Origin of the sequence: uncultured Thiohalocapsa sp. (genome assembly GCF_913063425.1) — a bacterium.
GTDB lineage: Bacteria > Pseudomonadota > Gammaproteobacteria > Chromatiales > Chromatiaceae > Thiohalocapsa.
The window spans coordinates 22,258-36,102 of record NZ_CAJXYK010000043.1; the positions used below are offsets into that span (position 1 = coordinate 22,258).

14 protein-coding genes are annotated in these 13,845 nt (G+C 69.5%); 12 read left to right on the forward strand and 2 right to left on the reverse strand.

Annotation, left to right across the window (positions count from 1 at the left end; translation table 11 throughout):
* Nucleotides 1–2: 2 nt before the first annotated feature.
* The 9 genes from mnhG to ligD all read left to right on the forward strand — a co-directional run bounded on the left by mnhG (nt 3) and on the right by ligD (nt 9,069).
* Nucleotides 3–374, forward strand: coding sequence for a monovalent cation/H(+) antiporter subunit G (gene mnhG / locus QZ607_RS19605; protein WP_295886124.1), 372 nt, complete (start codon nt 3–5; stop codon nt 372–374).
* Between the two features lie 182 nt (nt 375–556).
* The gene (locus tag QZ607_RS19610) at nt 557–2,029 is read left to right on the forward strand and encodes a TrkH family potassium uptake protein (protein WP_295886127.1); all 1,473 of its coding nucleotides are present in this window, start codon (nt 557–559) and stop codon (nt 2,027–2,029) included.
* The gene (locus QZ607_RS19615; RefSeq protein ID WP_295886129.1) at nt 2,029–2,685 is read left to right on the forward strand and encodes a TrkA family potassium uptake protein; all 657 of its coding nucleotides are present in this window, start codon (nt 2,029–2,031) and stop codon (nt 2,683–2,685) included. The genes QZ607_RS19610 and QZ607_RS19615 overlap by 1 nt, the downstream gene beginning before the upstream one ends.
* A gap of 473 nt (nt 2,686–3,158) precedes the next feature.
* The gene (locus QZ607_RS19620) at nt 3,159–3,866 is read left to right on the forward strand and encodes a NapC/NirT family cytochrome c (RefSeq protein ID WP_295886131.1); all 708 of its coding nucleotides are present in this window, start codon (nt 3,159–3,161) and stop codon (nt 3,864–3,866) included.
* Between the two features lie 11 nt (nt 3,867–3,877).
* Nucleotides 3,878–4,906, forward strand: coding sequence for a CHAD domain-containing protein (locus tag QZ607_RS19625; protein ID WP_295886134.1), 1,029 nt, complete (start codon nt 3,878–3,880; stop codon nt 4,904–4,906).
* 212 nt (nt 4,907–5,118) lie between these two features.
* Nucleotides 5,119–5,265: a hypothetical protein gene (locus tag QZ607_RS19630; protein ID WP_295886136.1), complete on the forward strand. Its 147-nt coding sequence runs from the start codon at nt 5,119–5,121 to the stop codon at nt 5,263–5,265.
* Nucleotides 5,266–5,573: 308 nt separating this feature from the next.
* Nucleotides 5,574–7,166, forward strand: coding sequence for a BCCT family transporter (locus tag QZ607_RS19635; protein WP_295886138.1), 1,593 nt, complete (start codon nt 5,574–5,576; stop codon nt 7,164–7,166).
* A 152-nt stretch (nt 7,167–7,318) separates the two neighbouring features.
* Complete coding sequence (locus QZ607_RS19640) at nt 7,319–8,134, forward strand: DUF2189 domain-containing protein (RefSeq protein ID WP_295886140.1); 816 nt, start codon at nt 7,319–7,321, stop codon at nt 8,132–8,134.
* 41 nt (nt 8,135–8,175) lie between these two features.
* Complete coding sequence (gene ligD, locus QZ607_RS19645) at nt 8,176–9,069, forward strand: non-homologous end-joining DNA ligase (protein ID WP_295886144.1); 894 nt, start codon at nt 8,176–8,178, stop codon at nt 9,067–9,069.
* Nucleotides 9,070–9,346: 277 nt separating this feature from the next.
* Here the strand turns inward: ligD and QZ607_RS19650 are convergent, their stop codons facing one another.
* Nucleotides 9,347–10,801: a sigma-54 dependent transcriptional regulator gene (locus QZ607_RS19650; protein ID WP_295886146.1), complete on the reverse strand. Its 1,455-nt coding sequence runs from the start codon at nt 10,799–10,801 to the stop codon at nt 9,347–9,349.
* Between the two features lie 14 nt (nt 10,802–10,815).
* The gene (locus QZ607_RS19655) at nt 10,816–11,247 is read right to left on the reverse strand and encodes a CBS domain-containing protein (protein WP_295886147.1); all 432 of its coding nucleotides are present in this window, start codon (nt 11,245–11,247) and stop codon (nt 10,816–10,818) included.
* Between the two features lie 422 nt (nt 11,248–11,669).
* On the opposite strand from QZ607_RS19655, the gene QZ607_RS19660 reads away from it, so the two are divergent.
* From QZ607_RS19660 to QZ607_RS19670, 3 genes are all read left to right on the forward strand, one after another.
* On the forward strand, nt 11,670–12,314 hold the full coding sequence (locus QZ607_RS19660) for a hypothetical protein (protein ID WP_295886148.1): 645 nt from the start codon (nt 11,670–11,672) through the stop codon (nt 12,312–12,314).
* A 248-nt stretch (nt 12,315–12,562) separates the two neighbouring features.
* A complete protein-coding gene (locus QZ607_RS19665; RefSeq protein WP_295886150.1) occupies nt 12,563–12,808 on the forward strand; it encodes an acetyltransferase in 246 nt (81 codons plus the stop codon).
* Nucleotides 12,809–13,093: 285 nt separating this feature from the next.
* The gene (locus tag QZ607_RS19670; protein WP_295886152.1) at nt 13,094–13,813 is read left to right on the forward strand and encodes a DUF502 domain-containing protein; all 720 of its coding nucleotides are present in this window, start codon (nt 13,094–13,096) and stop codon (nt 13,811–13,813) included.
* Nucleotides 13,814–13,845 lie beyond the last annotated feature (32 nt).

The window sequence follows — 13,845 nt, forward strand, 5'->3', positions numbered from 1 at the left end:
GCATGGCGCTGGAGCTGATGGTGGCGGCCCTGGTGCTGCTCGGTGCGGCCTTTGCGCTGCTCGGCAGCCTGGCCCTGGTGCGGCTGCCGGACTTCTACACCCGCCTGCACGGGCCCACCAAGGCCACCACGCTCGGGGTCGGGGCCACCCTGCTGGCCTCGGCGCTGCACCTGGGCGTCGGCACCGGGGCACCGCGCGAGCTGCTGGTCTTGCTGTTCCTGTTCGCCACGGCGCCGGTGAGTGCTCAGCTCCTGGCCCGGGCGGCCCGGCATCTCGGCGTCGAGGACGCGGCGGCGGCGGGCGATCCTGAGCGCAGCAGCGTCACCGATGACGGGCAGGATAACTCCCGCGGCGGCGCCCAGGACGAGGGCTGAGGGTTGCGCCGCAACGCCGCAGCGCCCCGGCACGGGCGCTTGGACATGCCGATGCGGCGCATCCTGTGGACGCCGGGCGAGCCGCGGCGCCGTCGCCGGACCTTGCCCCGGCGGCGGATTCGCGGTTTGCTGCATGCATCGAGGTCGCCCATCGCCGCGGCGGCACCGCCGGAGACAGCCCCATGCCCGAGCCCGCCGTCCAGGCCCTCTCCCACGCAGCCCGCGTGCGCGTGGTGGCCGCGACACTGGCGCAGCTGCTGGTGATGCTGGGGCTCTTGTCGGCAGTGCCGGCCGCGGTGGCCGTGGCCGTCGGCAGTCTTCCACTGGCCGGGCGGCTGGGCCTGGTGGCGGCGCTGCTCTGCGGCGCGGGACTCGTGCTGCTGCGCCTGCCGGGGGTGGACCTACGGCGCCTGGACCTGCAATGGAACGAGGCGCTGGCGGTGACGGCACTGGCGTTTGTGCTGGCGGCGGCGGCCATGGTCTGGCCCATGATGGCGGCGGGCATCGGCCCCCTGGATGCACTGCTGGAGACGGTCTCCGCGGTCACCACCACCGGGCTCACGGTGCTGCGCGGGCTCGCGGACGCCGATCCGGCGGTGCTCTTCCTGCGGGCCTGGATGCAGTGGTACGGGGGCCTCGGCATCGCCGTGCTCACGGCGGCGCTCATCATGCGCCACCACAGCAGCGCCCGGCGCCTGCTGGAGACCACCGGCGAGCGCCTCACCGGCGCCGGTGCCCGCCACCATGCGCGCACGGTGTTCGTCGTCTATGCGGGGCTCACCGTGCTGGCGGTGGCGGCGGTCTGGGCCGCGGGCATCGCCCCCTTCGAGGCCCTGTTGTATGCCCTGCCCGCGGCGGCCACCGGCGGCTTCGCCCCCGTGGACACGAGCCTCGCCGGGCTGCCGGTGGCAGCAGTGGGCGTGCTCACCACGGTCTGCCTGCTCGCGGCCGTGAGCCTGCCCCTGTATGCGCGGGTTCGCGCGCACGGGCCGGGCGTGCTCCGGCATGACGAAGAGGTGCGCACCCTGCTGGTGCTGGTGCTGGTGGTGGCGCTGGCGCTGGCGCTCATCGGCCGCTGTCAGCAGGGTCTGGACTGGCCTGCGGCACTCGGGCACGGGCTCGCGCTCGGCGTCTCGGCACAGACGGACACGGGATTCAGCACCACCGACATCGCCGGCCTCGCGCCGGCGGCGCTCCTGGTGCTGATGCTGTCCATGACCATCGGCGGCTGCACCGGCTCCACCGCTGGCGGGCTCAAGATCGTACGTCTCCTGGTGCTGCTGCGCCTGGTGCAGCTGGCACTGCGACGCACAGCGGTGGCCGAGCGGGCGGTACTGCATGCCCAGGTGGACGATGCGCGTGTGGAGCAGGATATGATCACCGGGGCGCTGCAGCTGCTCACGCTCTGGCTGGCGGTGCTGCTGCTGTCCTGGCTCGTGTTCCTGCTGCACGGGGCACCGCCGCTGCCGAGTCTGTTCGAGGTGGTCTCCGCCACCGCCAACGCGGGCCTGTCCGTCGGGCTGACGGCATCCGAGCTTGCGCCCGGGCTCAAGGCCGTGCTCATCGCAGACATGCTCTTCGGCCGGGTGGAGATCCTGGCCATGCTGGTACTCCTTTACCCCACCACCTGGATCGGCAGGAGGCGCAACACCTGATGCGCACGGCATTCATCGGCAGCAATTCCCTCACCGTCACCACCGCCGAGCTGCTGCTTGCGGACGGCCACGAGGTCATCATCGTCGAGCGGGATCGTAACCGCATCGACGAGCTGAGCGAGCGCCTCGACGCCGGCTTCGTGCACGGCGACGGCACCTCCCCCACCGTGCTGCGGGATGTGGAGCCCGAGAACACGGACGTGCTCTTCTGCCTGCTGGAGTCGGATCAGAGCAACATCCTGGCGGCGCTCATCGGCCGGTCGCTCGGGTTCGAGCGGGTGGTGCCGCGCATCAACGACCGCCAGTTCCAGCACATCACCGACGAGCTCGGACTCGATGACACGGTGCTGCCGAACCAGGCCGTGGCGAGCCACCTGCGGGACCTGCTCGGCGGCGAGAAGTCGCTGGAGCTGTCCTCGGTGATCCGCGACGATGCGGCGGTATTCAGCGTCGTCGCCGGCGAGGACGAAGCCGGCCCCTTGGAGGAGCTGGACCTGCCCGAGCGCACCCGGATCGTGTGCCTGTACCGCAGCGAGCGCTTCCGCCTGCCGGAGAACACCCGCCGCATCAAGGCAGACGACGAGATCATCCTCATCTGCGCCCGCGAGCAGCTGGACGAGCTGCACCGCCGCTGGGGCGACACCCCGGACAACTGAGATCCAGCAGCAACACTGGAGAGAGTGACCATATTCAACCGAAAATACGGTGACAGTACACTTTTTTTGCAGGCCAAAAACGCAAAAACGGGGACAGTCACTTTATCTACGTCCTACACCGACAGCAGCCGTCTCAAGACCCGGCCGGCGGGCCAGCATCCGCGGAATTAAGTAAACCGTCCCCGCTATCTGTGTCCCAGATATCTGTGTTGTTTTGCCTGGGCGCGCGTCAGCTTGGGTCGGCTCAACTGGGGCATTGCGCCCGATGCCCTGTGCTTCTGCCCCGGCTGGTGGCGCCATTTGCCAGGCAAGCACGCGCTTCCGCCCCGGCACATCGCGGCTGCGGGCGCCTGAGCCGACGCGGTGGCCCCGCGCGGAGCGCTGGCACAGCGCCTGCAACATCGGCGGCAAATTTACCGGGCCGCGTGCTCAGCAGCGCCTGCGCCGCCGCCCCCGCCGACGGAGACAGACCCATGCCGAAGCATGCCAAACGCTTTTCGCGCCCTGTCCTGGTGGTGCTGGTGCTGGTGCTGCTGGTGCTGCCGGCCGCCATCGCCGCTGCCTGGATGGGCACCGAGACCATGATCGAACAGACTTCGGACGCCGAGTTCTGCACCACCTGCCACACCATGGAGCCGCTGGCGACCGCGCACACCCGCTCCAGGCACGGCGGCGATAATCCCGCGGGCCTGGTGGCGAAGTGCACGGATTGTCACCTGCCCCACGACAACGCCGCCAACCATCTGTTCGCCAAGGCGACCACGGGCCTGCGGGACCTCTGGGCGCAGACCATCTATCCCATCCACAAGCCGGACTGGATCGGCAACCTGGCGCACCGGGAGGACTTCGTCTACGACTCCGGCTGCCTGAACTGCCATGCGGCCCTGGAGCGCGCCACCAGTGACGACCCGGCGGCCGGCATCGCCCATGAAGACTACTTCGCGTCCGCCGGCGATGCCGGCGCGGCCGCTGCGGGACCGGACAGCTGCGTCGACTGCCACCAGCATGTGGGTCATGAGAATCTGCGCAGTGCGCTGGAGGCGCATTTTGACTATGTCCCGCAGGTGGCCGGGGAGCCGGTGCCCGACGAGCAGCGCGAGGCCGAGCACGACCAGGGCGGCGAGCACGGGAGCGAGCACGTCGAAGACGCTGAGCCCGCGCCGATGGCGGCGTCCAGCTGAGGGCTGCCGACATGCGCTTCGAGCTCGACCCACGCGAGCGCGCCGGTGCGCAGCTGCGCCGGCTGGCTACGGGCCTCATGGACGAGACGCTGCGCCGGCTCGACGACCCCGACCTGCCACCGGCCGAAACCGTGCACGAGGCCCGTAAGGCCATGAAAAAGCTGCGCGGTCTGCTGCGGCTGGTGCGCCCGGCCGCACCGGATCTGTACCGGGCGGAGAATCGGGCGCTGCGCGATGCCGCCGCGGGTCTCGCCGCGCTGAGAGACGCAGACGCCGCGCTGGAGACCTTCGACCGGGTACTGGACACTGCCCGCGAGCACGCCGACCCGACAGCATCGACCGCAGCAGGAGACAGAGCCCAGGTCAGCCGCACGCGGCCGCAGCAGCCGATGCTCAGTGAGGCAGATCCGGCCGCGCTGGCGTCGCTGCGCGAGCGCCTCTCCGACTGGCGCGACGAGGCCCATCAACGCCAGGGTGCACCCCAGGCGCGGCTCGCGGACTTTCGCGAGCAGCTCCTCGCCGCCCGGGCGCGGGCCGCCGACTGGTGTCTGCCGGGCGCCGCTGACGACGACAGCAGCTTCGACCAGCTCGGCCCGGGGCTCAAAAAGACCTACAAGCGCGGACGCAAGGCCATGGCGCTGGCTTATGGCGACCCCGGCGTTGCCGCCTTTCATGACTGGCGCAAGCGCAGCAAGTACCTCGGCTATCACCTGCGGCTGCTGCGCCCGGGCTGGCCAGATCTGTTGAAGGCGCAGCGCGTGGCCGTCAAGGACCTCAGCGATCTGCTGGGCGATGACCACGACCTCGCGGTGCTCGCCGAGCTGCTGGGCGAGCTGCGCCCGGAGACGGCGACCGCCGCCGAGCGCCGGGCCGAGGCGCTACTGCGCGCCGAGATGCGCCGCCAGAGCGAGTCTCTGCGCCAGCGTGCACAGGGCGTCGGTCAGCGCGTCTTCGCCGAGCGCCCCAAGGCCCTGCGGCGGCGTATCGGTATCTACTGGCGGCAGGCCGCGGCCGCCGCGAGCACCCAGGAGCTTCCATGAACGCCATGTGCATGCGGGACTTGCCCCCGGATTCGACCGCGCCGGGAACGGGCCCCCCGCAGCCGGCATCTGCCGGCAGCCGGGCCACGGCGCCTGCCGGCACCGCGATCGTCGGACTCCTGCACGAGCTCGGGATTCTGGCGCGCGATGTGGTCGTGACACCCTGCGCCGACGGGTGGTGCCTGAGGCTGCGCTGTCCTGTGGATGAATGCGTGCGCGACTTCCTGCTGGAGCTCTCCGCCGATGCCGTCGCCGCCGCAGAACAGGGTGTTGCCCTGCGCCGCGCGCTGGCGTTGGAGCTGGACGAATCCCTTGCAGAGTGCGAGCGCCACACCAGGCCGCTGCGTATCACTCAATGACGGTGGGCAGCATCACAGCGACGAGCACCAGACACGGGGACGGTAACCTTGATTTGGTGGCCACAACAGCCGCTCGCGCCTGAAGGCAACGAATCTGGCGACCAAGAGAAGTATACCGTCACCGTAAAATGTACCTGCAAAAGAGATAAGTATACCGTCCCCGTAAAATTGGTGGATTTGGCAGGGGACGCCGGTGGATTACCACCAGACCTCGGGCAGGAGGCAAGGGACAAGGGGTGATCCGTCTGGGCTTGCGCCTTGCTTCTGCCCTGGCGAGGCGATCCTGCCTCGTCATCAGGAGCATGCCGATGTCTCTGCTCCCCGGCGCCGGGCTCAAAAAGGTCTTCTCGGCGATGCAGCCGACGGTGTTTCTCGGCTCCGCCGGCCTGATCCTGGCCTTCGTCGCAGTCGGCATCGGCTGGCCCGAAGCGGCGGAGACCATCTTCGGCGGCATCCAGTCCGGCATCCTGAACAACTTCGGCTGGCTCTACGTCCTCGGCGCGACGACCATGCTGGTGTTCGTGCTGTGGCTCCTGGTGAGCCCCTACCGGCATATCCGTTTGGGTGGGGAAGACGCAGCGCCCGAGCTGTCCTACCTCTCCTGGTTCGCGATGATGTTCAGCGCCGGCATGGGCACGGGGCTGGTGTTCTGGGGTGTCGCCGAGCCGGTGATGCATTGGCAGAGCCCACCCTTCGCGCCCGGACCGGACGGCGATACGGCACGGGAGGCACTGCGGCTCAGCTTCTTCCACTGGGGCTTCCATCCCTGGGCGGGGTACATCGTCTTCGGCCTGTCCATCGCCTACTTCCATTTCCGCCACGAGCTGCCGCTGGCCCCGCGCTCCCTGCTCTACCCCCTGATCGGCAGGCATATCCACGGACCCATCGGGCATGCCGTGGACATCCTGGCCACTGTCGGGACGCTCTTCGGTGTCGCCACCTCGCTCGGGCTCGGCGCCATCCAGATCAACGCCGGGCTGGCACGGCTCCTGGGCGTGCCGCGGGCGGACGTGGTGCAGGTGGCCATCATCGCCGTGATCACGGTGGTGGCGACCATCTCCGTGGTGAGCGGCGTGCAGCGCGGCATCCGGCTGCTGTCGCGCTTCAATGTGGGCCTGGCGGGCGTGCTGATGCTGTTCGTGCTGGTGGCGGGGCCCACGGTGTATCTGATCGAGGTCTTCCTGTCCGGAACCGGTGCCTACCTGCAGCAGCTGGTGGGCACCAGCCTGTGGCTCGACCTGCGCGCGGGCTCCGACTGGCAGGCCGACTGGACGCTCTTCTACTGGAGCTGGTGGATCAGCTGGTCGCCCTTCGTGGGGGTGTTCGTGGCGCGCATCTCGCGCGGGCGCACTGTCGGTGAGTTCATCCTGGCGGTGCTCTTCGTCCCCGTGCTCATCACCTTCCTGTGGCTGTCGGTCTTCGGCGGCACGGCGCTGCACGCGGAGCTCTTCGGCGCCGGCGGCATCACATCGGTGGTCAGCGAGGACGCCAGCGCCGGGCTCTACGCCATGCTGGATCAGCTCCCGTTCGCATCCATCACATCGGTGCTGGCCTTGTTGATGGTGGTGGTGTTCTTCGTGACGTCGTCCGACTCGGGCTCGCTGGTGGACGACATGGTCACCTCCGGCGGACATCCCCACCCGCCGAAGGCACAGCGGGTGTTCTGGGCCGTGGCGGAAGGCACCGTGGCCGCCACCCTGCTCCTCGCCGGCGGCCTGCAGGCGTTGCGCACGGCGTCACTGACCTCGGGGCTGCCCATGACGGTCTTCCTGCTCGTTGCCTGCTGGGGGCTCGCAAAGGCACTGCGGGTGGATGCCAGGACGCACGGCGTCCCGAGCCGCAGCTCGCTGCGCAGGCAGTCCGCGGACACCCCGGACGACGCCGGCGCGCGCGGCGCGTGACCGCGCCCGGAAGACGCCCATACAGCGACTGGTGCGCTGTTTGCTTGCCCTGGGGGTATCTGGCGGGCAGCGCCGGCCTGCCGGGTCATATCCACACCCGCGGCCGGCCTGCCCCGCAGCAACGAGCCCGCAGCCACACGAGGAGGCAAGTCATGAGTACCTATACCCTGTCCACGGCTCATATCCCCCGCCGGGAGTACCAAATACCCCACCAGAACATGCTCCGCCCATTGGTCTGGCTGAAGCGCGGCTTCGACGACATGCTCGCCATGCCGGGCGTGAGTCTCGCCTACGGTGCCGCGGTGGCGGCGGTGGCCTTTCTCCTGGTGTTCCTGACCGTCGGCGGCAGTCAGTTCTTCCTGGTGCCCTTCCTGTTCGGCGGCTTCCTGAGCATCGCGCCCATCGTCTCCGTCGGTCTGATGGCGATGGCGAAGCGCCGCGAGGAGGAGCGCCATGACCAGACCGTCTTGAAGGTCCTGTCCGTCAACGCACCCAGCCTGTCGCTGCTGGGCCTGGTGCTGTTGTTCGTGTTCCTGAACTGGATCATGTTGTCGAATCTGATGTTCGGCGGCTTTTTCCACGAGGTGATTCCCACCTATGGCAGCGTCCGGCCGCTGCCGGTGATGTTCGGTGAGAGCTGGCCCTTCGCGCTGGTCTACGGCGGCATCGCCCTGGTGCTGGCGCTACTCCTGTTCCGCATGGTGGCGCTGTCGCTGCCGATGCTCGTGGACCAGAAGGTGGATGTCTTCAACGCCATCTTCGCGAGCTGGCGGGCCGTGGGCGAGAACTGGCCCAGCATGCTCGTCTGGGCCGTGCTGCTGTTCATGCTGACCAGCATCGGCATCGGGCTCTGGTTCGTGGGCCTGGTGGTGGTGGTGCCGCTGCTCGGCTATGCCACCTGGCATGCCTACCGCGACACCCTGGTGCCGCAGTCCACCGCCGGCGCGGACACCGACACCAGCCTCTGAGAGCGCGCCCCGACACCACCGAAGCCACAGGCCGTGCCGCCATGCCAGACGCCGCATCGGTGCAACTGAGCCATCCGGATAAGGTCCTGTTTCCGGACGCCGGCTGGACCAAGCAGGACCTCGCCGATTACTACGCCGCGGTCGCCAAGCCGCTGCTGGCCCAGGCGAGGGGGCGGCCGCTCACGCTGCGCCGCTTTCCGGACGGCATCGGCGCGGACGGCTTCTTTCAGCAGCACCACCGCGGCGATCTGCCGGAAGGCCTGCCACCGCTGCCCGCGCCCACCGCTGACGGCAAGGACGAGATCGTGCACATCACGGTGGCGTCAGCGGACGGGCTCGCGGCGCTCGCGGACATGGCGGCGCTGGAGCTGCACGGCTGGCTCGCCCGGGCACCGGCGCTTGAGCGGCCGGACCGGGTCATCTTCGACCTTGACCCACCGGACGGCGACTTCGGTGCCGTGCGGGACGCCGCCCGCCGGGTGGCGGAGCTGATGGAGGCGGCTGGGCTCAGTGCGCACCTGATGACCACGGGCTCCCGGGGTCTGCACGTGCTGGCGCCGCTTGAGCCGTCAATGGACTTCGACGGCGTACGCGGGCTGGCCCGCAGCATGGCCGAGCGCCTCGCCGAGCGCTGTCCGGACAGCCTCACCACCGCGCAGCGCAAGGCCAAGCGGGGTGGACGGCTGTATCTGGACATCATGCGCAATGCCTACGGCCAGAGCGCCGTACTGCCCTACTCACCCCGCGCCAAGCCGGGTGCACCCGTGGCGACACCGCTGGACTGGGACGAGCTCTCCGGGCTGCACGACGCCCAGGCCTACGACATCCGCAGCATCCCGCGACGGCTGGCACAAAAGACTGATCCATGGGTGGATATGGACAAGGCCGCAGCCGATCCGCATGCCGTCGCGTCGGCACTCGGTGCCTCCGATTGACGCTTGGAGGGCCACAAGACGGTGACGCAATAAGGGGACGGTGACTTCAATTCATTTCAAGGACGCCACCGATTGCCTGAGATCGATATACCGTCACCGTTTTTCGTCGCCGTTTTCCGATTTTCAACAATGCGGTGAAAATTCGGTGACAGTCAACTTAATCCTCGTCAACTGCGTCAGCCGTTGGGCGAGATGTCGTGGGGAGAGATCTATATACCGTCACCGTATTGTCACCGTATTAGTCGCCGTATTGCGGTCGCCGTGTTGTTGTCCCTGGTCAGGCTGATGGGTCGAGGCTGTGCGGGACTGCATCGGCGTGCTCGGGCTCGCGCCCGGCCTTGAGGCTGTACTTCTGGATGCGGTAGCGCAGGGTCTCGCGGGTGGTGCCCAGGGCGCGGGCGGCGGCGGTGACGTTGTACCGGCTGCGCTCCAGAGCGGTTTTGATGATGTAACGGTCCATGTCATCCAGGGCCATGCTGCCGTCCAGCGGGATGCTGATGCGATCGCCGTCCACGAACGGGCCGCCATCCGGCTGGGCATCCGTGGGGGCGGCGACACCCTGGCCGAGCTGGAGCCACTCCATGGGAAAGATCTCGTCCCGGGCCAGCAGCACCGCCCGCTCGATGACGTTGCGCAGCTCGCGCACGTTGCCGGGCCAGGTGTAGGCGCGCATGCGGCGGTAGACGGCGTCCGGGATGTCGCGCACGCGCCGGCCGGAGCGGGCGTTGTACTCCTCCACCAGGGCCGGCACCAGCTGCTCCAGGTCGTCGAGCCGCTCGCGCAGCGGCGGCAGGTCCAGCCGGAATACGCTGAGACGGTGGTAGAGATCGCTGCGGAAGCTGCCCGCGCGCACCTGGGCCTCCAGGTTGCGGTTGCTGGCGGCGATGATCTGCACGTCCACGTCGATGGACTTCTCGCCGCCGAGCCGCCTCAGGCTGCGGTCCTCCAGCACCGTGAGCAGCTTGGTCTGGAGGTCCAGGTCCATCTCCGCGATCTCGTCCAGGAACAGCGTCCCCTCGTGGGCCTGCTCCAGATAGCCGCGATGGCGACCCTTGGCGCCGGTGAAGGCGCCGGCCTCGTGGCCGAAGAGCTCGGACTCCAGCAGGTCCCGCGGCAGCGCGGCGCAGTTCACCTCGATCATGGGTCCGTCGGCGCGCGGCCCGCCGTGGTGGAGGATGCGCGCCACCAGGCCCTTGCCGGTGCCGGTCTCCCCGCCGATGATGAGCGCGCTGAAGGGCACTTCCGCGAGCCGCTCGATCATGCGCCGGGTCTCATCCGTGGCGGCGCTGGCGCCGATGTAGGAGTCCGGCGAGTAGCGCTTGCGGCTCGCGCGGCTCTCGGTGGCGATGCGGCGCTGCGCCAGCGCACTGCGCCGCGCGCCGGCAACGATGATCTCCAGCCGCGCGAGCGGACAGGGCTTCTCCAGGAAGTCATAGGCACCGAGCCGCAGCGCCCGCACCGAATCCGGCACGCCGCCGTAGCCGGTGAGCAGGATCCACTCCCCGGGCAGCTTCTGCTTGCGCGCCTCCTCCAGCAGATCCAGGACATTGCCGTCCGGCAGGCTCATGTCGGCGAGGATCACCAGCGGGTCCACACGGTGGCCCAGCAGTACGTCGCGGGCGTCGCGGATGCTGCCGGCACGCTCCACGTCCCAGCCCTTGGAGGTGAAGTGGCGCGCAAGCTCGGTGGCCAGCGCCGGCTCGTCCTCGATGATCAGCAGTGAGTCGGACATGCGGGAACCTCAGCTCAGTGCGCTTCGCCGCGCACGCGCTTGACCATCTCGGGCTCGGGTCCGGCGACGCGGCCGGCATCCCCGGCGGCCTCGATGTCGAACAGGTCCACGAGGCCGATGAGCTCGCCGTTGGCCTCGATCACCGGCAACACCGACTGACGCAGGGCGCGCATCTGCTCCCGCACGGCGGACACCGCGTCCTCGGGCCGGCACGTGGGCGGGTCCGGGCGCATCACCGCCCGCACCGTGCGCCGGTCCGGGTCCAGCCCGCCGCCGACACTGCGCGCCGTGATGTCGAGCGCGGAGAGCGTCCCCACGAGCTTGCCCCGCGCCACCACCGGCAGCAGGGTGCTGCGGTGGCTGGCCATCTCTTTCGCGGCGCTGCGCAGGGTCGTATCCGGTGTGGTGACCGGTGGGCGCCGCTGTATGGTCTGGATCAGAGTCACGTGGCCTCCTGAGATTTGGGTGCTGCCGATAGGGTTCAGCCTGCGAGCCGATAGGTGCCGCCGCGACTGCGGTGCCAATGGCAGCGCCTGTCGCAGGGCTCCGGCACTCGACCGCTGCAATCACCCCAGTGATGCAATAACCTGATGCAATAACCGCGCCGGCGCCGGGCGAGCAGTCGGCCGCTGCCCGCAAGCTCGCGCCGGCCAAGTCCGCGCGCGGCGCTGCGCGCAGTCCTGGGGAAAGGCCCCGACCGGTGGTGGCTATGCACCAGCACTCAAGACCACAGCCCCGCTGAGCCCCGGCATGCATGTTGCTGCCGGTAACGGCAACGAGCAGTCATCCGGTTGCGCGCAGCAGCGGCAGGAGTACCGCCGAGCCGCAACCGCTGCCGGTCAACCATTCACACCCAACGGAGGTCAACATGCAAGCATCGAGAGCGCTCCGCAGTGCCATCGTCCTCGCCACGCTGGCCGTCGCTGGTGCGGCGGGCGCCGGCGACCGCGTCGGCCCGGCCGCACTGGCGCCGGCGGTGGGCGGCAGTACAGCAACGGGCCTGCGCGGCACCCTGGTGGAGAACCGCTCCGGCGCCGTCATCGGCCGCATCGGTGATGTCGTCCGGGGCAGCGACGGCGGTCTGCTCGCCGTCATTCGACCCGGGCAGGTGGCGGCAGATCCAAGCGCCGGCGCCTTGGTGCCGCTGGTCAACTTCACCGAACGGGACGGCCACCTCCGGGCCACCACAGGCCACACGGCGCAGTCCGTCGCCGCCGCCCGTGAGCGTACCGCCGTGGAGACCTCGCCCGTGCCGGGGGACATCCGCCTGAGTGCGCTCGCCGAGGGCGGAAGCCTGGAGGAGATGGCCGACCGCACCCCCGAGCCCCTGCCCTTCAGCGATCTTGACCTGGATCACGACGGCGTGCTCAGCACCAGCGAGGCCCATGCGAGCATGCACATCGGCGATCGCTGGCGCTCCCTCGATGTCAACGGTGACGGTGTCCTGGACCGCTCCGAGGTGAGCGTGCTGTACGGGGACGCGCCGCCGACGGCGGAGGAGGCCGACCGCTGATGCGCGCCGACGCAGATGAATCCCGCGACAGGGGCAAGCCGGCTCGGGTCGGCCGCACTCTGCCCGCAGGTGCGGGCATCCGCCAATGGGGCCAGTGCTGCGACGGGCGATGCCGCACTGCCGACGCCCGCAGCCGTGTACGCCCCGCAACGGACTACGCTCAAAGGTAGGACGCTGACGCCGCCGCGTCGTCCAGCTGCCTGCGCCAGGGCGGCAACGGCGCGGCCAACGTACGAACGGAGGTCATCATGCTGCTGAAAGATCACGACACGGGCAAGCTGGTCGAGGTGCTCTCCCTGGGCGATCTCTACAGCCCCCGGCACGAGCGCGTCGCCGGGCGCCTGCACTACGGCGAGGAGGCGCAGGACCCCGCCTACTTCGAGAAGGCCAAGCTCAGGTTCGCCTCCGGCGAGCCGCTGCCGCGCTGCTGGACGGACCCGCACTATCGCGATGCCGAGGTGGAAGCCGCGCATCATCACGGCAAAGCCGCCTAAGGAGAAACCGGTTCTTGGGACCTCCTGCCCGGGAATCGGATCGGAGCCCGGAAGCGCGCTTTCCGGGTTCCTTCAGTTATCGCGGCTTACGCCGCTGAAAACGCCAAGGCGTCCTGCCCCGCACGGGAAACGCCGAGCACTTGCGCGTTTACCCGACGCGACGACCGTCACCAAAGCGACACGCAGAGGCACCGCGCCCGCAGGCGGACGCAGGCGCGGGCTCGACAACGGCGCATTGCATGGCGCTTGCATACCTGCCTGCGTCCCCGACCCGAGGAGCCCCGGATGTCGCCACGCCTGAATCCCACTGACCTGCTGACCCGGCTTCGCAACCTGTTTCTTCAGGGCATTGCGCTGCTGGCGCCCCTGGTCCTGACCATCGCGCTCATCGTCTGGCTGGCCCGGTCGGTGGAGCTGGTGGTGGGCGCCGTGCTGAAGCAGGTGCTGCCGCCGGACTGGTATGTGCCGGGCCTGGGTCTCGCGGTGGGGGTGGTACTGACGCTGGCGCTGGGGCTGCTCGCGAACCTGTTCCTGGTGCGCTGGCTGGTGAACCTGATGGAGCGGGTGCTGGATCGCATCCCGCTGGTCAAAAGCCTGTTCCAGGGCCTGAAGGACGTCTCGCGCTTCTTCGCGCAAAGCGGCGATCGCCAGCTGGGCCGGCCGGTGAGCGTCGCCCTGCCCCTGGGCGATGCGGAAGTGCGGCTGGTGGGCTTCGTCATGCAGGAGCGCGCCCGCCTGCCCGGCGACGGTCACGACGACGACGGGGGCCGGCCCATGGCTGTCTACCTGCCCATGAGCTATCAGGTGGGCGGCTACACCCTCTACCTCGACCCGGCGCGGGTGACACCCCTGCACGTGGGCACGGAGCAGGCCCTGCGCGCCGTGCTGACCGGCGGCGCGCTCACCGACGGGCAGGCTGCGGGCTCGGACGCGAACGCAGACGCAGACGCGGCTCCCGACGCAGGGCAGCAGCCGGCGCCGCACACAGCCACACCCCGCAGCTGAGAGCCGCTCGTCGGCATCGGTGGATTTGCCCC

What these genes read in the sequence shown, in the direction of transcription:
- QZ607_RS19625 (WP_295886134.1), top strand. Translation starts at nt 3,878, where the DNA reads ATGCGCTTCGAGCTCGACCCACGCGAGCGCGCCGGTGCGCAGCTGCGC.
- QZ607_RS19610 (WP_295886127.1), top strand. Translation starts at nt 557, where the DNA reads ATGCCCGAGCCCGCCGTCCAGGCCCTCTCCCACGCAGCCCGCGTGCGC.
- QZ607_RS19615 (WP_295886129.1), top strand. Translation starts at nt 2,029, where the DNA reads ATGCGCACGGCATTCATCGGCAGCAATTCCCTCACCGTCACCACCGCC.
- QZ607_RS19620 (WP_295886131.1), top strand. Translation starts at nt 3,159, where the DNA reads ATGCCGAAGCATGCCAAACGCTTTTCGCGCCCTGTCCTGGTGGTGCTG.
- QZ607_RS19650 (WP_295886146.1), bottom strand. Translation starts at nt 10,801, where the DNA reads ATGTCCGACTCACTGCTGATCATCGAGGACGAGCCGGCGCTGGCCACC.
- QZ607_RS19640 (WP_295886140.1), top strand. Translation starts at nt 7,319, where the DNA reads ATGAGTACCTATACCCTGTCCACGGCTCATATCCCCCGCCGGGAGTAC.
- QZ607_RS19635 (WP_295886138.1), top strand. Translation starts at nt 5,574, where the DNA reads ATGTCTCTGCTCCCCGGCGCCGGGCTCAAAAAGGTCTTCTCGGCGATG.
- ligD (WP_295886144.1), top strand. Translation starts at nt 8,176, where the DNA reads ATGCCAGACGCCGCATCGGTGCAACTGAGCCATCCGGATAAGGTCCTG.
- QZ607_RS19660 (WP_295886148.1), top strand. Translation starts at nt 11,670, where the DNA reads ATGCAAGCATCGAGAGCGCTCCGCAGTGCCATCGTCCTCGCCACGCTG.
- QZ607_RS19670 (WP_295886152.1), top strand. Translation starts at nt 13,094, where the DNA reads ATGTCGCCACGCCTGAATCCCACTGACCTGCTGACCCGGCTTCGCAAC.
- mnhG (WP_295886124.1), top strand. Translation starts at nt 3, where the DNA reads ATGGCGCTGGAGCTGATGGTGGCGGCCCTGGTGCTGCTCGGTGCGGCC.
- QZ607_RS19665 (WP_295886150.1), top strand. Translation starts at nt 12,563, where the DNA reads ATGCTGCTGAAAGATCACGACACGGGCAAGCTGGTCGAGGTGCTCTCC.